Genomic DNA, 16701 nt, shown 5'->3' on the forward strand with positions numbered 1-16701 from the left:
CTGCTAATCCTTGCGCATCCATACGCGATTGTCATGAAAGGCCGCACCGCCATAAGGGGCTGCCGCATCGGCTCCGGTGAGAACGTTGATGCCCTCGCCATCCAGATGCGCATCATTGGGCCAGAGCCCTTCGGCAATGACGACGCCACGCCGTGCGCCGCCGCCAAGCTTGGCATGCAGGCGGATTTCGCCGCGCTCGTTGCCGATCCGCACGATATCGCCGTTAACAATGCCGAGGGCCTCGGCGTCATCGGTATGGATCATCGCTTCCGGGCGGACTTCCTTCTGCAGCGAGGACGGCGTTTCGGCAAAGGTCGAATTGAGGAAGGACCGGGCCGGCGAGGTCGCCAGCCGGAACGGATGGGTGGGTGTCGCAACCTCGATCAGGTCGACATGGTCTGGAAACTCGGGCAGCTCGGCATGCGGGCCGAAGACGCCGAGCGCCTTGGGCGGCCGGTTCGGCGCGGGTGTCCCGATCCAGTCTGCCTTGAAACGAAATTTTCCATCCGGATGGCCAAACCCTTGGACAAAATGCGCCGTCTCGAAATCCGGCTGGATATCCAGCCACTTGTCGCGCTTCAGCCCTTCGAAATCGGTGCCGTGGTTGACGAGGATATGGTCGATATGCTGACGCTCGGTAAGGCCGAAACCGGGCTTGTCCGCAACATCCAGACGCTTTGCCAGTTCCTCGATGACAAACAGGTTGGTGCGCACGGTCGATGGCGGCTCGACGACCTTGGGACCGAGCAGGATATGCTGATGACCGCCGCCGCGATAGAGATCGTCGTGCTCGAGGAACATGGTAGCCGGCAGCACGATATCGGCGACCTTGGCGGTATCGGTCATAAACTGCTCATGCACGGCAACGAACAGATCATCGCGCAGAAAGCCGCGCTTCACCAACCGCTGTTCCGGCGCGACATTGACCGGGTTGGTGTTCTGGATCAGCATCGCCGTGACCGGGCCGCGATGGCGCAACGCTTCCGCATCGCCGGTCAGCACCCGGCCGATCTGCGACTGGTCGAGCATGCGGATATCCGGGTCGAGCATGGCCGAGCCCATTAGTTCGCGCTTGTCGAATTTGAAGATATCGTTGTTGGTGTGGAACGCCCCACCGCCCTCGTATTGCCAAGAGCCGAGCACGGTCGGGACAGAAGCAGCCGCATGAATGGCGACCGCGCCATTGCGCTGACGGGTGAACCCATATCCCAGCCTGAAATAGGTTTTCGGGGTCGTGCCAACCAATTTGCCGAACGCCTCGATCTCGTCCACCGCAAGCCCGGTGATGTCAGAGGCCCATTGCGGCGTGCGCGTCTTCAGATGGTTTTCAAGCCCTGCCGGATCATCGGCGTATTTCGTAAGGTAGGCACGGTCGGCATAACCATCGCGGAAGGCAATGTGCATGACGGCGCAGGCGAGCGCCGCGTCAGTGCCGGGCTTCAGCACCAGCCCGATATCAGCCTGCTTGACGGTCGGGTTGTCATAGATGTCGATAACGACGATCTTGGCGCCGCGATCCTTGCGGGCCTTGATCGCATGGGTCATGACGTTGACCTGAGTCGCCACCGCATTGGTGCCCCAGATGACGACGCAATCGGATTTCGCCATCTCGCGCGGATCGGGGCCACGCAACGAACCAATCGCCATGGCCAGCCCGGTCCATGCCAGGTTGGTGCAGATCGAGCCGAAGAAACCGGAATACCTCTTGGCGTGACGCAGGCGGTCAATCGAATCGCGCTGTACCTGCCCCATCGTCCCGGCGTAGAAATAGGGCCAGACGGCCTCGGAGCCGTATTGCTGCTCGGCCTTGACGAACGCACCGGCAATCTCGTCGAGCGCATCGTCCCATGATAGCTGCTGCCAGTGGCCGTCGCCCTTAGCGCCCTTGCGGCGCTGCGGCACCATCAGACGGCCGGGATGATAGATGCGCTCCGAATAACGGGCGACCTTGGCGCAGATCACGCCGGCCGTATAGGTATTGGCGCTGGCGCCGCGCACCCGGCCGATCCGGCCTTCGGGAGACACATCGACCTCCAGCGCGCAGGCGGAGGGACAGTCGTGCGGACAGACAGTGTGGCCGACGGACTTTTCTGGTTTTATAGGGGTCGCAACGTTCATGGCTTTTCTATATGGCATCGCGAAAGGGTCTCACAGTCCCCTTGGCCATCCATTCCAATATTTCATCGGGACGTAAGGGACGCGAATGAATTACCGTCACATCTATCACGCCGGAAACTTCGCCGATGTCCTCAAGCATGCCGTGCTTGCCCGGCTGATCGTCTACATGGCGCAGAAGGACAAGGCATTTCGCGTGCTCGATACCCATGCCGGTATCGGCCTCTATGACCTGTCGAGCGAGGAAGCGCAAAAGACCGGCGAATGGGTCGATGGCATTGGCCGTATTCTCGACACGGACATTCCGGCCAAGGCAAAGGCCATTCTCGAGCCTTATCTCACTGCCATACGCGACCTCAACCCTGATGGCGGCCTGACGCTCTATCCCGGATCTCCGAAGCTAACCCGCATGCTGATGCGGCCGCAGGACCGGCTGTCGGCAATGGAGCTGCATCCCGACGACTACGAGACGCTGCGCCGCCTGTTCGACGGCGACTTCCAGAGCCGCATCACCGAACTGGATGGCTGGCTGGCGCTCGGCGCGCATCTGCCGCCCAAGGAAAAACGCGGCATCGTGCTGGTCGACCCGCCGTTCGAGATATCAGGCGAATATGAGCGGCTGGTTGACGGCCTGCACAAGGCTTACCGGCGCTTTTCCGGCGGCACGTTCTGCCTTTGGTATCCGCTGAAGCAAGGTGCGCCGATCGCCGAATTCCACACCGCGCTCAAGGCACTGGAAATCCCCAAGATGCTCTGCGCCGAACTGTCTGTCCGCAGCGACCGCGACACGACCGGGCTTTCGGGATCCGGTCTGATCATCGTCAATCCACCGTTCACGCTGAAGGGCGAACTGGATATCCTGCTCCCCTTCCTCAAGGACCGGCTGAAGCAGGATCGCCACGCCTCGGCCCGTGCCTTCTGGCTGCGCGGCGAGGAAGTGCTTGAACGAGACTGAGCAAGCGCGATTGAACAAGAGCGGGATTGAACGGGGCTTGACGGCCGGCGCGCAAGAGACGCAATCTGCGGTTCGCTGGGAGAGAGGATCATGACAGCCATGCTTGTGCGCACCGTCGTTTTCTCACTCGCCACGCTGGCATCTGGTGCAATGGTATCTGGTGCAACGGCGGCAAAAGCGTCCGATCATCTCAACTATGGCATGGCCCACGTCTCGGATGCCTGCGGAAGCCCCGGAGTACTCGACTTCATTACATCCGGCTTCGGCAGCCGGGCTGCAGATTATTTAAAAATGGATATCGCCATCGCCGAAATCCGCGACACCCGGCAAAAGCGCATTGAACTGCGCGACAAGACCCGACCGGTCCAGCGTGAATATTGCCGCGCCACCGCCATCACCAGCGACGGCGAAAAACGGGCGCTCTGGTATCTGATCGAGCGCGACTTCGGCTTTGCCGGTATCGGCTCGAATATCGAGTTCTGCCTGAGTGGCCTTGATCCCTGGTATGTTTACGGCGCGCAATGCGCGTCGTTGCGGTGACGGCTGCGATGCATCGTTTCCGTTGTGTGATTATTGCGCTTGCCGGCTTACTGGCACTTTCCGCGTGTAGCGGCGAGGAGAAATCCCCGCAGCCTAAAAAAGACGCGCCTGCTTCCGGCACTACTGCCGCCAACACGCCGATCATCGGCACGCCGGGCACCGGTACGCGTCAGAAAACGACTTCCGTACCGCTAGGCAGCGGTTTCGACTTCTATGTCCTGTCGCTGTCGTGGTCGCCAAGCTGGTGCCTGGACAACGATCCCTCGGGACGCTCGATGCAATGCGACCCGGACAACAACCACGGTTTTATCGTTCACGGGCTTTGGCCGCAGAACGAACGGGGATACCCGGAATTCTGCCGCACAAGGGAATCCGACCGTGTGCCGGATGCCCTTGGACGGCCCCTGTTCGACATCATGCCCTCAATGGGGCTGATCGGTCATGAGTGGCGCAAACACGGCTCCTGCTCGGGCCTGAGCCAGAAGGACTATTTTACCGTCCTGCGCGCTGCCCGCGAAAGAGTGGCGATACCGCAAAGTTTGCAGTCGGTCGGATCCAGCCAGCGAACAAATGCCGCGCAAATCGAGACGGCGCTGACATCGGCCAATCCGGGCCTGCGCAACGATGCGCTCGCTGTTACCTGCGCGTCCGGCCGCGTCGATGAAATCCGCATATGCTTCAACAAGGATTTGAGTTTCCGCGCCTGCGGCGAGATAGATCGGGCCGGCTGCAAGGCGAAAAACCTGGAACTTCCAGCTACCCCTTAGTTCACTCAAAAATTTGACTGTTCAACGAAAGAAAGCACGCATGAAAATCTACTCTTCCCCCACCTCGCCCTATTCCAACAAGGTGCGCATGGCTGCGCGCTACGCCGGTCTCGCTGCCGAAGGCGTCCTGACCGATACCAACGGCACCCCACAGGACCTGATCGCCAACAACCCGCTCGGTAAGATTCCGACATTGGTCACCCCCGATGGCAAGGCGATCTATGACAGCCGGGCAATCATGTACTTCATCGACCGCGAGACGAAGGGCAAGCTTTATCCGCGCAATGCGGAAAAGCGGACCGACGTGGAAATCCTGGAGGCGCTTTGCGACGGCATCTGCGACTGCCTGCTGGCGATCGTCTATGAAAAGCGCGTCCACCCGCCGGAAAAAATCCACCAGCCCTGGATCGACCGTCAGTGGGAAAAGGCAGGCCGCGGCCTCGACTATCTCAATGCCAACCTGCCGAAGACCGGCGCCAAGCTGCATGCGGGCCATTTCGCGCTTGCCGCCCTGTTGCGCTATATTGAAGTCCGGTTTGCCGGCGAGTGGCAGAAGGGCCGCCCGAAACTGAAGAACTGGCCGCAGAAATTCGAAAAGTTCTTCCCGGACTACGGACAGTTCAAAGCCTGACATGTCTACAAACTACTAATTTTAAATAACAAAAAGGCCGGATTTCTCCGGCCTTTTTGTCAGTCTTATCGCATGGATCAGAACTTGACGCCCATACCAACGCGAACACTGTGTTCGTCGTAGCCAGACGAAACCCGCCCGCCGCCAATACCGAAATCCTTCGAACCGTAGTCGGAGTAACGATACTCGACGCGTGCCGTGACGTTGTCGGTCACAAACGCTTCGGCACCGGCACCGGCCGTCCAGCCGATGAGCGTGTTCTTGTCCGAGCCGCCGCCATTAGCCGTTGCCTTGACGCTGCTTGCAGCAACACCGGCCGTACCATAGACGAGAACCGGGTTCAGGTCATAACCGACACGGCCGCGGACCGAACCGTTGACGCCCTGCTCCATGCGGCGTGCGCGGTTGCGGGTGTCGTTGTCGCCGTAGTTGATATCGGCTTCCGCACCGTAAACGATGTTACCGCTCTGCATGTTGTAACCGCCATAGAGGCCGCCGCCGAAGCCGGCAGCACCGCGTCCGCCGGTCGCGTCGTATTCGCCGCGGGCCCAGTTCGCCGTACCACCAACATAGGCGCCCGACCAGTTCTTGACGGCCGGTTCGTTGTATTCAGCAGCCGGAGCGGCCGGCACTTCGTCGATCGCATCAGCAGCCTGAACAGCGGAGAAGGCGATGAGGGATACGGCAGATGCCATGAGGGTGGTGATGAGAGTACGCATAAAAGTCTCCTTTACGAACCGATGTTCCGGACCCTCGCGGTCCTAAATTGATACATCGGGGAATTTGCAATTAACCCGCCCGGTTGACGGAGAAATTGACAATCAAATGCGGATTCTCAAGAGCCAAATTGTGAAATTTTAGTGGCACGACCATGGCTAAAATTCGATGTTGCTTCATCGCCACAGGGTAAATATTAACTAAAAAACAATATTAATAAAAAATATACTATAACATCTGAAAACAATTCAATTTAGCGCTTTTGCATTAATTTTTCCGAAACGAATGCGTGGGGCGGTTTCGCAATATTGGCGTGCCTCCTATATCCTTGCCGTATGCACACACACGAATCGCACGGCGGGACGCTGCCTTTGAAAACTGCATTGGTGACGGGTGGCGCCCGGCGCATCGGCAAGGCAATCGTTGAAGATCTGGCCGCGCACGGCTTTGCCGTGGCCATCCACGCCAATACGTCGCTTGCCGAGGCCGAGGCTCTGGCGGCGAACATCCGGGCGGCAGGTGGCAAAGCCGCGGCGATCGCCGCGGATCTGGCCGATACGGCCGCAGCGCAGACGGTCGTCGGCAAGGCAGTTGCCGCACTCGGGCCGATCGGTCTGCTGGTCAACAATGCATCCCTGTTCAAGAAGGACAGCCTCGACGAATTCGACGAAGCGGTCTGGGACCGGCATTTCGCCTTGCATGTCAAAGCACCATCGCTGCTGGCCCGCGACTTTGCCGCGCAACTGCCCGGCGGGAATTCCGGCCTGATCATTAATATCATCGACCAGCGTGTCTGGGCTCCAAATCCGAGATTTTATTCCTATATGTTGTCGAAATCAGCACTTCTGACGGCAACGGGAACGATGGCACAGGCTTTAGCACCGGCAATCCGCGTCAACGGCATCGGCCCCGGTCCGACATTGCCGAACGAACGGCAGGATAAGGAGGATTTCGACACACAGGTCGAGGCACTCATCTTGAAGCGTGGTCCCGCGCTCGACGAATTCGGCCGGACGATCCGGTTCCTGTTCGACACGCCGTCGATCACCGGGCAGATGATTGCGCTCGACGGCGGCCAGCACCTTGCCTGGGAAACGCCGGATATTTTGGAGATCGTGGAATGAACGGGCGCGTGTCCGGCGATGGCGGCATTCTCTATGATGAAAATGCCAGCGACGACGAAGACCTGATCGAGACGCCGGACGCGGCTGCGCCGGCGGCTATCGTCGACTGGGCGGAGACCAGCGCCATTCCCGACGGCTTGCGCGGCGCCGACCTGATCCAGGCCTTCGTCAAGCTTCTGCCCAACAGTCCCGGCGTCTACCGCATGTTCAACGAGGCGGGCGATGTGCTGTATGTCGGCAAGGCGCGAAGCCTGAAGAAGCGCGTCAGCAATTATGCGCAAGGCCGCCTGCATTCCAATCGCCTGACCAAGATGGTGCGCGAAACCGCCAATATGGAATTCGTCACGACGCGCACCGAGATCGAGGCGCTGCTGCTCGAAGCCAACCTGATCAAGCGCCTGCGGCCGCGCTTCAACGTACTTCTGCGCGACGACAAGTCTTTTCCCTATATCCTCGTCACCGGGGACAGCCGCGCACCGGCGCTGTACAAGCACCGCGGCGCCCGCAGCCGCAAGGGTGATTTCTTCGGTCCCTTCGCGTCGGCAGGCGCCGTCGGCCGTACCATCAACTCGCTGCAGCGCGCCTTCCTGCTGCGCACCTGCACCGACAGCGTCTTTGAAAGCCGCACCCGCCCCTGCTTGCTGCACCAGATCAAGCGCTGCGCCGCCCCCTGCACCCATGAGGTCAGCGACGCCGATTACGCAGAGCTTGTCACCGAGGCCAAGGACTTCCTGTCGGGCAAGAGCCAGGCGGTGAAGGCGACGATCGCCGCGGCGATGAGCGAAGCATCCGAAAACCTCGATTTCGAGCGGGCAGCGCTTTACCGCGACCGGCTGGCGGCGTTGTCGCATGTCCAGAGCCACCAGGGCATCAATCCGTCCGGCGTCGAGGAAGCCGATGTCTTCGCCATCCATCACGAAGGCGGCGTCTCCTGCATCCAGGTGTTTTTCTTCCGCACCGGCCAGAACTGGGGCAACCGCGCCTATTTCCCCAAGGCCGATCCGACACTCAGTTCCGCCGAGGTGCTCAGCGCCTTTCTGGCGCAGTTCTATGACGACAAGCCCTGTCCGCGGCAGATCCTGCTCTGTGAGACCGTCGAGGAACAGGAACTGCTGGCCGAGGCGCTCAGCGAAAAATCCGGTTACAAGGTCGCCATTCATGTGCCGCAGCGCGGCGAGAAGAAGGATCTGGTCGAGCATGCCGTTGCCAATGCGCGCGAGGCGCATGGCCGCAAGCTGGCCGAAACGGCCTCGCAATCGCGCCTGCTCGAAGGCTTTGCCACGACATTCAAGCTCGAGCGCATACCGCGCCGCATCGATATCTACGATAACTCGCACATCATGGGCACGAATGCCGTCGGCGGCATGGTGGTCGCGGGGCCGGAAGGTTTCGTCAAAGGCCAGTACCGCAAGTTCAACATCAAATCGACCGACATCACCCCCGGCGACGATTTCGGCATGATGAAGGAAGTGATGACGCGGCGGTTTTCACGCCTGCTCAAGGAAGAGGGAAAACTCGACCGCAACATCGAGATCGCCGAAGATGCGGCCTTCCCAGCCTGGCCAGACGTCATCCTGATCGACGGTGGTCAGGGGCAGATGACAGCAGTTCGCGCTATCCTGAAAGAATTGGATATCGAGGATTGCGTCGTTGCCATCGGCGTCGCCAAGGGTGTCGATCGCGAGGCCGGCCGCGAGCGGTTCTTCCCGCCGGGCGGCAGCCGCGACGGCTTCACTCTACCGCCGCGCGACCCCGTTCTCTATTTCATTCAGCGCATGCGCGACGAGGCGCACCGCTTTGCTATTGGCTCGCACCGGGCGCGGCGCAAGAAGGAGATGGTCAAGAACCCGCTCGACGAGATCGGCGGCATCGGCCCGACGCGCAAGCGCGCCCTGCTCCACCATTTCGGCACCGCCAAGGCCGTATCCCGCGCCGGCATCAACGACCTGATCGCCGTCGAGGGCATTTCGGAGGCGGTGGCACGGCTGGTCTACGACCATTTTCATGAGGATGGCACGAAGTAAGAATGGCGGGCGTGCTTGCCCGCTACCATTGCAAGTCCGGTCCGGGGATGAGGCCGGCCGGTGCTAGGCTTTTGCCGCCTCATCGATCAAGGCCGCGACTTCGACCGGCATCGACGCCAGCGAAGCATGGCTCGCCTTCAGCGTGATCACCTTCTTTGCGCCCAAACGGCCCGACATCCAGCGCTGGTTGTCGGGATGGATCATGTGATCCTCGCTGGAAATCTGGTACCAGCTGCTCTTGTTCTTCCATGCCGGATTGCTGATCTCGTTGCCGAATGTGCTGGCAAGCGGCGCCTTCTGGGTGATGCCCATGACCAGCCCTTCGTTGGCAGTCAGGTCCTGGCAGAAACTCTCGTGAAATTTCTCCGGCTTGACCCAGAGATAGCCGTCGCTGTCGGGTGCCAGGTTGGCGGCGGCAGCGGGCGGATTTTTGCCGGTGATGCCGCCGGGGCTCTCGCCGGCGTCAGGCGCAAACGCGGCAATATAGACAAGCCCTGTGACATTCGGCTGATTGCCCGCCTGGGTAATGACCGCGCCGCCGTAGGAATGGCCAACAAGAAGAACAGGCCCGTCGACCTGGGCAATCATCTTGCGGGTGCGCTCGGCATCGTCAGCAAGCGATGTCAGCGGCAACTCGACAGCCTTGATTGATCGATGGCCCAGACGGGCGAGTTCCACGATAACTTTGCTCCAGTGGGCCGCCCCGCCCCAGAAGCCGTGAACGAGAAGAATCGTCGGAACTTGTGCCATAAATTAATCTCCAGGTTATCGGATTGGAAATGACTGACAAGGATGGGTTATAGTCCCATCCCCATGCTCAGAAAATCCCTTTTCCATGACCGGATTGTGGCGCCGCCATCACGTCGCCAGCCGCCCCAGACCGGACAGCATCCGGGTCAACTCCGCCTGACGCCGTGTCCCCGTCTTGAGAAAAATACGCTTCAGATAGGTACGCACCGTTTCAAGCTTTAATCCAAGCTTGATCGACACGGCTTCCAGGCTTGCCCCGGAGGCCAGTTCACGCGCGACCCGCGCTTCCCCGGGGGTCAGATCGAACAGCCCGCTGAGGACGCGCATATCCGGCGCTCCGGCCGCGCAGACCGGCGTTGCGATCAGCACCGCAAAGCTTCGGGAAAAAATGTCGCGCGCATTTCTTCGAACAGGCATCAGGTGCAGGATCAGGGCCGGCGCGTTTCCCTCCGCAGCCAACGGGATGGATTGCACGTTTGACACCTGCGCGACGCTCAATTGCTCCAGCGCGGTGAGAACCAGTCCATTCGCCGCAAGGTTTTTCAACGAAATCCTGTTGCCGGCGCCAGTGCGGATGCGCGGTGCAAGCGCCTCCATATCCCCGTTCATGGCCAGAACCCGATTGTCGTCGCTGAGGACGGCGGCGGGAAGGCCAATCAATGACAGCGTCGATGTGATGCTCTGTGCCTGGCGGAAAATCATGCGCGACGAGATCAGCGCAGCGCGGGCGAGATCGCCTTTCAGGCTGTTGATGCGATCAAGCGCCTGACTTGAGAACGGCCCGTCTTCGCTGCGGGCAAGAAAATCAAAGATCAACGTGTGGCCCGAAGGTTCGGGCAAGACTGCTCCCAGCTCCAGCCAAGCCCGATCGGCCGCAGGAACGTGTTGTAGATGGCATCGTCTGCAATCTCGTCTGCGGTCATGATATCCACGTCGCGGGCAAAGGCCATCGGCGCCAACAACATGGAGCGTTCCGGGCGCGGATTATGCGGCCTCGCATCCGTCCCGGCATAGCGCTCCATTGCCTCTTCGATGTTTGGGGAACAGACCCACCGGATTGCCCCGCCGGTGTCGGCGGTCAGGATGCAGGCTGAAAAACCGCTCACCTCTTCCGCCAGACTGACGCAGACATCCGGCCAAAGCTCGGGAATGACCGCGGCTTCGTAGATTCGATCGATCAACGTCATGGCATCGGACATTATCTGCTCTTTGTTGGAGCATTTATTCGATTGTGCCTCATGGCCAACCGTTTTGCCAAGCGCAATGCGCAAACCCACCAAAAATGGGGGGATTGGTTCACCGTGCGTTCAGACGAATTCCGCCATAATTCGAGCCGATCTCTAATGACTGGTTGACGCCGCAGTCACAAAGTCCTTCATCTGTCACCAAAGAAATCGCAGAGAACCCGAATCGATGTCCACCACGCCTGCCGCCTACAACATTCCCAATCTCCTGACATATGCCCGTATTCTGGCCGTGCCGTTGATCGTCCTGTGTTTCTTCGTGGAAGGCAGACTGCAGAGTTCGGACTTCGCCCGCTGGACAGCACTGGGGCTGTTTGCCTTCGCCTCGATCACCGACTTCTTCGATGGCTATCTGGCGCGCATCTGGAAGCAGACCTCGAATATCGGCCGCATGCTCGATCCGATCGCCGACAAGCTGCTGGTGGCGTCCGTCCTGCTGCTCGTTGCCGCCGATGGCACGATTGCCGGCTGGTCGATCTGGGCTGCCATCATCATTCTCTGCCGCGAGATCCTGGTTTCGGGCCTGCGTGAATATCTCGCCGCGCTGAAGGTCAGCGTGCCGGTCACCCGCATCGCCAAGTGGAAGACGACGATCCAGATGGTGGCCATCGCCTTCCTGCTGGCAGGCCCCGCCGGCGACAAGGTCCTGCCCTACACGACCGAAATGGGCATCGGCCTGCTTTGGCTTGCCGCAGGCATCACCCTCTATACCGGCTATGACTACTTCCGCGCCGGCCTGAAGCACATGGTGGACTGATGACCAGCGTCAACCTCGTCTATTTCGCGTGGGTGCGTGAGCGGATCGGCAGGGACGAAGAAACGCTGGAGCTTCCCGACAGTGTGGTGACGGCGGGCGATCTGCTCGCCCACCTGAAGACACTCGGCGACGAATACGAGGCAGCGCTTGAGCATGAAAATGTCATCCGCGTCGCCATCAACCATGAACATGTCGAGCACGACGAAAAAATCGCCGGCGCACGCGAGATCGCTCTTTTCCCACCGATGACCGGAGGCTGAGGCCGTGGCTCCCGTCAAGGTTCGCGTCCAGCGCGACGATTTCGAACTTGCTGCGGAAGTACAGGCACTTTTGGCCGGCCGCCACGATATCGGTGCAGTCGTCACCTTTTCCGGACTTTGCCGCGACGAAGCCGGAACGCTGAGCGCGCTGGAGCTGGAGCATTATCCGGGCATGGCGGAAGCAGAAATCCGCCGCATCTGCGAAGAAGCCGTTGGCCGCTTCAGCTTGCAGGCCGCAACCGCCATCCATCGTTATGGCAAGATCGCGCCCGGCGAAAACATCGTGCTCGTCGTCACCGCCTCGCCGCACCGGCAGGCCGCGTTCGACGGCGCAAATTTCATCATGGATTTCCTCAAGACCGCAGCCCCCTTCTGGAAGAAGGAACATGCCGCCGATGGCTCCACGCGCGGCTGGGTCAGCGCCAAGGACGAGGATGACAGCGCCAGGGACCGCTGGACGAAGGATTGACTGGTCCAGCCGTCAGGGCTGAAACTGCTCCTTGCGCGTCAGCACCAAAAGCAGGACGAGGAACGAAAAGATCGCAAAATCCCGCCACAGCATTGGCCCATAGGCGCTCCAGAGCGTTTCGCTCAGGCCCATGGCGGCCGCGCCAACGGCCGCCAGCACCGGCGCCGTCTGCCCGCCGATCGCGGCAATGAACAGCACCTTGACCCCGAACACGATACCGGCGCCGAAATCCATCGTGCCATAATAGGCCGTGGCGAGAATGCCCGCGATCGCTGCCAGAAGCGAAGATAGGCCATAGGCGGCAATGAAGATGCGCCTGCCGTCGATACCGCAGAGTGCAGCCGCGCCCGCATCGTCCGACACCGCCCGCCAGGCACGGCCCCAGGCCGAGCGTGCCAGAAACAGATGCCCTGCCCCGACGAGCACTAGCATCAGCACCGTGTTCAAGAGCTGCACCACCGTCAGCGTCACCGGAAACTGCGGATCGGACCAGAGGGTCACCGGCGTATTGAGAAAAGGCGGCAGCCACAGGCTGCGCGTCTGCGCCGCGATCCGCGACAGCTCCATCAGCACCAGCGCAATGCCGAGCGAGACGACCACCACCGTATTGGCCGAGGTTGTCGCCAGCCGGTGCATGACCGAACGGCCGATCAAAAGGCCGGCCCCGAGCGTATAGACCAGCGCCGAAACAGCGCCGACAGCCAGGGCCGCTGGCAGAACCAGCCAGAGACAGTTCCAGGCAAAATCCGAAAACAGCAGAAACATCTGACCCGCAAAACCGAACAGCGCGCCATAGGTGAGGTCTGCCCGGCGGGTTACGGAAAAGGCAATGGAATAGCCGAAGGCGAGCAGCGCATAGAGAGCTGCGATAGGCAGGGCGCTGGCAAGCTGCTGCAGGAAATAGGCCATGACACATCCACTGATGACAAAATCAGTATAACTGGTAAAATACGTTTTACCAGTTAGGATATCGCATGACATTTTCCTGGACCCAGCATCGTTTTGCCGGTGGCGCGCTCGCTCTCGATGTCGCCAATTCGGTGATCCTGCGCTTTGACCCCGAGCGCCGGATCGACCGCTATGCCGATCCCGTTGCCATGCGCGACTTTGCCGCCGCGGCAAACCGGTTTTCGGTGGAGAAGGAACTATTCGGGACGCTGGAACCGGTGACGGTCGAAAACCGCGATGCGTTTCTCAATCTGCGCGAGACAACCGACCGGCATTTTCGCGCCAATGTGCTTGGCGCATCCACCGGAGCGGACCTTGCCGACCTGCTGGATGCGGCCTCCATCATCATCCGCAGGCATCCGGCAAAAACCGCACGTACGCCGCTTGATGCCGCCACAGCACGTTCGGCGCTCATGCTTGCCACGTTCACCGAACCGGAGCGGCTGAAAATCTGCCCCAATTGCCAATGGCTGTTTCTGGATCGCAGCCGCAACCGCAGCCGCACCTGGTGCGACATGACAGTCTGCGGCAATCGTGTGAAGGCAAACCGCCACTACCGGCGCCAGAAGAAGGAACTTGCCACATGACCAGCACACGCTTCGCCATGGTCCTTCTTGCCGCACTTGCGGGTCTTTCCGGCTGTCAACGCGAAACCGGACCGGACCCACTCGAACTCACCGGCAAGATGTTCGTCTTCAACTACCGCCTCGCCTATGCCACCTACATGATCACGCTGACGAAGACCGAACAGGTCGCCGATGGCAGCACGGTTACCGCCACATTCGAAGACCCATCGGGCGGCCCGCCCCTGACGCTTGACCGCAAGTTGTTTCCAAAACTCGACAAAGTGGTTCTCGAAAGTCCGGATGTCACCTGCGTGAAAAAGCAAAAACCCTATGCGGTGACCATCGAGGTCAAAGGTCCTGACGGCACTGTGCTGCAGACACTGAAGACCTCGGTCATCTCCAATCTCGACCAGGATATCATGCCGGCCGAAGCCCTGGTCGTCGGCCCGGCCTATGACAAGAACCCGGATGTCTTCAAGAACGGCAAGGCGCCAGAACATTTCCAGACGGCGAAATGCCCGGTTTGAAGCACCAAAACGTAAAAAGCCGGAGCGTTTCCGCACCGGCTTTTCTTCATTCATTTCAAGTCCTTCGGGCCAAAACCCTCAGGAATTGATTCAGCCGACGATTTCGGTGTCGGAGAACCAGTACTTGATTTCCTGGGCAGCGGTTTCCGGAGCGTCCGAACCGTGAACCGAATTTTCGCCGATCGACAGGGCGTGGGTCTTGCGGATCGTGCCTTCGTCGGCGTTGGCCGGGTTGGTCGCGCCCATGATTTCGCGGTTCTTCAGGATGGCGCCTTCGCCTTCGAGAACCTGAACGATCGTCGGGCCGGAGGTCATGCCTTCAACCAGTTCGCCGAAGAAAGGACGTTCCTTGTGAACAGCGTAGAAGCCTTCAGCTTCGCGGGTGCTCATCCAGACACGCTTGGAAGCGACGACGCGCAGACCTGCGTCTTCGAGCATCTTGGTGATGGCGCCCGTCAGGTTACGCTTGGTTGCGTCCGGCTTGATCATCGAAAATGTGCGTTCAATCGCCATTGTCTCAATTCCCTTGGTTTCCATAATCGGCGGCTTTTCCGCGAATTTGGCGGTTCAATAGCCGCCAAATCCGCGCAAAACAAGGGGGGCGGCGAAGTTTCACGCTGCTGTCACAGAGCGCCCGGCACCGTTATGGAGATCGAGGCAGCGCTCGAACCAGTCAAGGACCGGATCGCCCGGCTCAAGGATCGTCTTCGGCGAGACGATGCGCGACCATTGCAGCGGACCAAAGACGATATAGTCGGCAAACAGCGGCGTTTCGCCACCGATGAACGGCTGTTTCTTCAGTGTGGTGCGCAATGGCTCCAGCTTGGCGGCAAAGGTTTTCAGTTCACCGATCCCGGTTTCGGCGACCGCTTCCAGGCTCATCCCGAAGCGGGGTTCGCGCGAGGTGCGGAAAAATGCCTGGTCGGCCGGAGCAAGGCTGTCGTGGATATCCATCAGGATGATCCGGACAAGGGCCGGATGCAATGTCAGCTGCGACCAGCTTTCGACGAACCGTGCCATTGCCTGACCGCCCTCGCCGCCAAACAGCGATGGACGATCCGGATAGACATTGTCCAGATAGAGTGCGATGTCGAAACTGTCGCGAACCAACTGGTCACCGTCGCGCAGCACAGGCACCAGTGTCGTCGCGCCGTTTTCGATCGTCGGTATCTGCGTGAACCCGACCGCCTTGGTATAGTAGTCGAGCCCCTTGTGGGAGAGCGACAACATCGTCTTCCAGACATGCGGCGAAAACGGCCGGCTCTTGTCAGCGCCGCAGAGTGCGTAAAGGGTTCTATTCATGCCTGACCTCATCGATGGTGCGTGATCCGAGCCTTATTCGAAACCGGCAATCACGAACAATCAAATCAGTAAATTTCATGGGTCGCATCACCCACCGCGATGCGAATTGGCGCTAGACTGCAGAGAATCCTGGAGAACCGCGATGCTTGATCACTACAAGATGTTTGCCGACTACAACCGCTGGGCCAACCGCTTGGTCTATGAGGCCGCCGGCAAGCTTGACGACGCGCAGTATCGCGAAAACAAGGGGGCCTTCTTCGGCTCGCTGCATGCGACGCTCAACCATGTGCTATCGGCCGACCGGATCTGGATGAAACGCTTTACCGGCAGCGGCGAAGCGCCGAAAACACTCGACGGCATCCTGTTTGATAATTTCACCGCGCTATCGGCTGCTCGCGCTGCCGAGGACGATCGCATCGTCGCCTTCATCGCCGGTCTCAGCGAAGACGCGCTTGCCGGCCGCTTTACCTATACGCCGGTCAGCACCCCCGCTCCCGTCACCCAGCGCCTCGCCCCGCCACTTGCCCATTTCTTCAACCACCACACCCACCATCGCGGCCAGTGCCATATGACGCTGACGGCGCTTGGGGCACCGAGCCTTGGATTGGACATGAGCTATTTCCTGCGCACGCCGGAATTCCGGCATTACGCAGACTGACTCAACCAGCGGAAATCATTCGGCTCTTCGCGTCAGTCACATCAATGTCACAAGGCTTGAGCAAGTCAGCCGCGTCATAGTCCCTTCATATTTTAAGAATGGAGCAGGACAACACCATGGATTGGTATCCCATCGAAGCGCTTGAGGCCGGCAAACTGGCTGTTCTGCATTTTGAAAACCAGGGCGAACAGCGCTGGGTCGGATATATCCACGGTGACGGCATCTGCCATTGGCCGGAAAATGTGTCGGGCCGCCGCCCCGATGGCTGGCAGGATTTGTCCGCCCTGTTTGCAACGCTGCCCAAAAGCGCAAAGCAGATCGTCTCGGCATCCCTCTGACGCCTGCCC

General features: G+C 60.1%; 21 protein-coding genes. 13 read left to right on the top strand and 8 right to left on the bottom strand.

Annotation, left to right across the window (positions count from 1 at the left end):
• Positions 1-3: 3 nt before the first annotated feature.
• A complete protein-coding gene (locus tag ACSQ3J_RS00955; protein WP_060502211.1) occupies positions 4-2136 on the bottom strand; it encodes a molybdopterin-containing oxidoreductase family protein in 2133 nt (710 codons plus the stop codon).
• Between the two features lie 67 nt (positions 2137-2203).
• Here ACSQ3J_RS00955 and ACSQ3J_RS00960 point away from each other — a divergent pair, with 67 nt between their 5' ends.
• The 4 genes from ACSQ3J_RS00960 (at position 2204) to ACSQ3J_RS00975 (ending at position 5008) form a co-directional block, all read left to right on the top strand.
• Positions 2204-3070, top strand: a complete 867-nt coding sequence (locus ACSQ3J_RS00960; protein WP_060502212.1) for a 23S rRNA (adenine(2030)-N(6))-methyltransferase RlmJ — start codon at positions 2204-2206, stop codon at positions 3068-3070.
• Between the two features lie 90 nt (positions 3071-3160).
• Positions 3161-3610 (top strand): hypothetical protein, encoded by a 450-nt coding sequence (locus ACSQ3J_RS00965; protein ID WP_060502213.1) that lies wholly within the window; start codon positions 3161-3163, stop codon positions 3608-3610.
• Positions 3611-3618: 8 nt separating this feature from the next.
• The gene (locus tag ACSQ3J_RS00970; RefSeq protein WP_060502243.1) at positions 3619-4377 is read left to right on the top strand and encodes a ribonuclease T2 family protein; all 759 of its coding nucleotides are present in this window, start codon (positions 3619-3621) and stop codon (positions 4375-4377) included.
• A gap of 40 nt (positions 4378-4417) precedes the next feature.
• The gene (locus tag ACSQ3J_RS00975; protein WP_060502214.1) at positions 4418-5008 is read left to right on the top strand and encodes a glutathione S-transferase; all 591 of its coding nucleotides are present in this window, start codon (positions 4418-4420) and stop codon (positions 5006-5008) included.
• A 77-nt stretch (positions 5009-5085) separates the two neighbouring features.
• Here ACSQ3J_RS00975 and ACSQ3J_RS00980 read toward each other — a convergent pair whose 3' ends face one another.
• Positions 5086-5727: an outer membrane protein gene (locus tag ACSQ3J_RS00980; RefSeq protein ID WP_060502215.1), complete on the bottom strand. Its 642-nt coding sequence runs from the start codon at positions 5725-5727 to the stop codon at positions 5086-5088.
• A gap of 333 nt (positions 5728-6060) precedes the next feature.
• Here ACSQ3J_RS00980 and ACSQ3J_RS00985 point away from each other — a divergent pair, with 333 nt between their 5' ends.
• Both ACSQ3J_RS00985 and uvrC read left to right on the top strand, forming a co-directional pair.
• Complete coding sequence (locus ACSQ3J_RS00985; RefSeq protein WP_060503499.1) at positions 6061-6849, top strand: SDR family oxidoreductase; 789 nt, start codon at positions 6061-6063, stop codon at positions 6847-6849.
• Positions 6846-8873, top strand: a complete 2028-nt coding sequence (gene uvrC / locus ACSQ3J_RS00990) for an excinuclease ABC subunit UvrC (RefSeq protein WP_436038522.1) — start codon at positions 6846-6848, stop codon at positions 8871-8873. The genes ACSQ3J_RS00985 and uvrC overlap by 4 nt, the downstream gene beginning before the upstream one ends.
• A 63-nt stretch (positions 8874-8936) precedes the next feature.
• Here uvrC and ACSQ3J_RS00995 read toward each other — a convergent pair whose 3' ends face one another.
• From ACSQ3J_RS00995 to ACSQ3J_RS01005, 3 genes are all read right to left on the bottom strand, one after another.
• Positions 8937-9623, bottom strand: a complete 687-nt coding sequence (locus ACSQ3J_RS00995) for an alpha/beta hydrolase (protein WP_060503501.1) — start codon at positions 9621-9623, stop codon at positions 8937-8939.
• Positions 9624-9731: 108 nt separating this feature from the next.
• Positions 9732-10463: a helix-turn-helix transcriptional regulator gene (locus ACSQ3J_RS01000; protein ID WP_156393790.1), complete on the bottom strand. Its 732-nt coding sequence runs from the start codon at positions 10461-10463 to the stop codon at positions 9732-9734.
• Positions 10436-10822 (bottom strand): hypothetical protein, encoded by a 387-nt coding sequence (locus ACSQ3J_RS01005; protein ID WP_060503503.1) that lies wholly within the window; start codon positions 10820-10822, stop codon positions 10436-10438. Before ACSQ3J_RS01005 ends, ACSQ3J_RS01000 begins: the two co-directional genes overlap by 28 nt.
• 214 nt (positions 10823-11036) lie before the next feature.
• On the opposite strand from ACSQ3J_RS01005, the gene pgsA reads away from it, so the two are divergent.
• From pgsA to ACSQ3J_RS01020, 3 genes are read left to right on the top strand one after another with little or no spacing between them, the layout of a single operon-like run.
• Entirely contained in the window at positions 11037-11624 is a 588-nt protein-coding gene (pgsA, locus tag ACSQ3J_RS01010; protein ID WP_060503504.1) for a CDP-diacylglycerol--glycerol-3-phosphate 3-phosphatidyltransferase, read from the top strand.
• Positions 11624-11884 carry a molybdopterin converting factor subunit 1 gene (gene moaD, locus ACSQ3J_RS01015; protein WP_060503505.1) on the top strand — a complete coding sequence of 87 codons (261 nt, stop codon included), beginning with the start codon at positions 11624-11626 and terminating at the stop codon, positions 11882-11884. The genes pgsA and moaD overlap by 1 nt, the downstream gene beginning before the upstream one ends.
• 4 nt (positions 11885-11888) lie before the next feature.
• The gene (locus ACSQ3J_RS01020; RefSeq protein ID WP_060503506.1) at positions 11889-12353 is read left to right on the top strand and encodes a molybdenum cofactor biosynthesis protein MoaE; all 465 of its coding nucleotides are present in this window, start codon (positions 11889-11891) and stop codon (positions 12351-12353) included.
• Between the two features lie 12 nt (positions 12354-12365).
• Here ACSQ3J_RS01020 and ACSQ3J_RS01025 read toward each other — a convergent pair whose 3' ends face one another.
• Entirely contained in the window at positions 12366-13262 is an 897-nt protein-coding gene (locus tag ACSQ3J_RS01025; RefSeq protein ID WP_060503507.1) for a branched-chain amino acid ABC transporter permease, read from the bottom strand.
• A gap of 65 nt (positions 13263-13327) precedes the next feature.
• Between ACSQ3J_RS01025 and ACSQ3J_RS01030 the strand changes: the two genes are divergently transcribed.
• Both ACSQ3J_RS01030 and ACSQ3J_RS01035 read left to right on the top strand, forming a co-directional pair.
• The gene (locus ACSQ3J_RS01030) at positions 13328-13888 is read left to right on the top strand and encodes a CGNR zinc finger domain-containing protein (protein ID WP_060503508.1); all 561 of its coding nucleotides are present in this window, start codon (positions 13328-13330) and stop codon (positions 13886-13888) included.
• The gene (locus tag ACSQ3J_RS01035) at positions 13885-14394 is read left to right on the top strand and encodes a hypothetical protein (protein WP_060503509.1); all 510 of its coding nucleotides are present in this window, start codon (positions 13885-13887) and stop codon (positions 14392-14394) included. The genes ACSQ3J_RS01030 and ACSQ3J_RS01035 overlap by 4 nt, the downstream gene beginning before the upstream one ends.
• Positions 14395-14484: 90 nt before the next feature.
• Here ACSQ3J_RS01035 and ndk read toward each other — a convergent pair whose 3' ends face one another.
• A complete protein-coding gene (ndk, locus tag ACSQ3J_RS01040; RefSeq protein WP_037108924.1) occupies positions 14485-14907 on the bottom strand; it encodes a nucleoside-diphosphate kinase in 423 nt (140 codons plus the stop codon).
• 99 nt (positions 14908-15006) lie between these two features.
• Positions 15007-15696, bottom strand: a complete 690-nt coding sequence (locus ACSQ3J_RS01045) for a glutathione S-transferase family protein (RefSeq protein ID WP_060503510.1) — start codon at positions 15694-15696, stop codon at positions 15007-15009.
• A gap of 142 nt (positions 15697-15838) precedes the next feature.
• On the opposite strand from ACSQ3J_RS01045, the gene ACSQ3J_RS01050 reads away from it, so the two are divergent.
• Together ACSQ3J_RS01050 and ACSQ3J_RS01055 are read left to right on the top strand one after the other, a co-directional pair.
• On the top strand, positions 15839-16354 hold the full coding sequence (locus ACSQ3J_RS01050) for a DinB family protein (protein ID WP_060503511.1): 516 nt from the start codon (positions 15839-15841) through the stop codon (positions 16352-16354).
• A 116-nt stretch (positions 16355-16470) separates the two neighbouring features.
• A complete protein-coding gene (locus ACSQ3J_RS01055) occupies positions 16471-16692 on the top strand; it encodes a hypothetical protein (RefSeq protein WP_060503809.1) in 222 nt (73 codons plus the stop codon).
• The last annotated feature ends 9 nt before the right edge of the window (positions 16693-16701 follow it).

The organism is Rhizobium sp. LjRoot98, from assembly GCF_964252935.1.
GTDB lineage: Bacteria > Pseudomonadota > Alphaproteobacteria > Rhizobiales > Rhizobiaceae > Pararhizobium.

Coding starts and splice junctions, on each gene's coding strand:
- ACSQ3J_RS01045 (WP_060503510.1), bottom strand. CDS start 15,696: ATGAATAGAACCCTTTACGCACTCTGCGGCGCTGACAAGAGCCGGCCG.
- ACSQ3J_RS01005 (WP_060503503.1), bottom strand. CDS start 10,822: ATGTCCGATGCCATGACGTTGATCGATCGAATCTACGAAGCCGCGGTC.
- ACSQ3J_RS00970 (WP_060502243.1), top strand. CDS start 3,619: ATGCATCGTTTCCGTTGTGTGATTATTGCGCTTGCCGGCTTACTGGCA.
- uvrC (WP_436038522.1), top strand. CDS start 6,846: ATGAACGGGCGCGTGTCCGGCGATGGCGGCATTCTCTATGATGAAAAT.
- ACSQ3J_RS01055 (WP_060503809.1), top strand. CDS start 16,471: ATGGATTGGTATCCCATCGAAGCGCTTGAGGCCGGCAAACTGGCTGTT.
- ACSQ3J_RS00965 (WP_060502213.1), top strand. CDS start 3,161: ATGACAGCCATGCTTGTGCGCACCGTCGTTTTCTCACTCGCCACGCTG.
- ndk (WP_037108924.1), bottom strand. CDS start 14,907: ATGGCGATTGAACGCACATTTTCGATGATCAAGCCGGACGCAACCAAG.
- ACSQ3J_RS00975 (WP_060502214.1), top strand. CDS start 4,418: ATGAAAATCTACTCTTCCCCCACCTCGCCCTATTCCAACAAGGTGCGC.
- moaD (WP_060503505.1), top strand. CDS start 11,624: ATGACCAGCGTCAACCTCGTCTATTTCGCGTGGGTGCGTGAGCGGATC.
- ACSQ3J_RS00960 (WP_060502212.1), top strand. CDS start 2,204: ATGAATTACCGTCACATCTATCACGCCGGAAACTTCGCCGATGTCCTC.
- ACSQ3J_RS00980 (WP_060502215.1), bottom strand. CDS start 5,727: ATGCGTACTCTCATCACCACCCTCATGGCATCTGCCGTATCCCTCATC.
- ACSQ3J_RS00995 (WP_060503501.1), bottom strand. CDS start 9,623: ATGGCACAAGTTCCGACGATTCTTCTCGTTCACGGCTTCTGGGGCGGG.
- ACSQ3J_RS01025 (WP_060503507.1), bottom strand. CDS start 13,262: ATGGCCTATTTCCTGCAGCAGCTTGCCAGCGCCCTGCCTATCGCAGCT.
- ACSQ3J_RS01035 (WP_060503509.1), top strand. CDS start 13,885: ATGACCAGCACACGCTTCGCCATGGTCCTTCTTGCCGCACTTGCGGGT.
- ACSQ3J_RS01050 (WP_060503511.1), top strand. CDS start 15,839: ATGCTTGATCACTACAAGATGTTTGCCGACTACAACCGCTGGGCCAAC.
- ACSQ3J_RS00985 (WP_060503499.1), top strand. CDS start 6,061: ATGCACACACACGAATCGCACGGCGGGACGCTGCCTTTGAAAACTGCA.
- pgsA (WP_060503504.1), top strand. CDS start 11,037: ATGTCCACCACGCCTGCCGCCTACAACATTCCCAATCTCCTGACATAT.
- ACSQ3J_RS00955 (WP_060502211.1), bottom strand. CDS start 2,136: ATGCCATATAGAAAAGCCATGAACGTTGCGACCCCTATAAAACCAGAA.
- ACSQ3J_RS01030 (WP_060503508.1), top strand. CDS start 13,328: ATGACATTTTCCTGGACCCAGCATCGTTTTGCCGGTGGCGCGCTCGCT.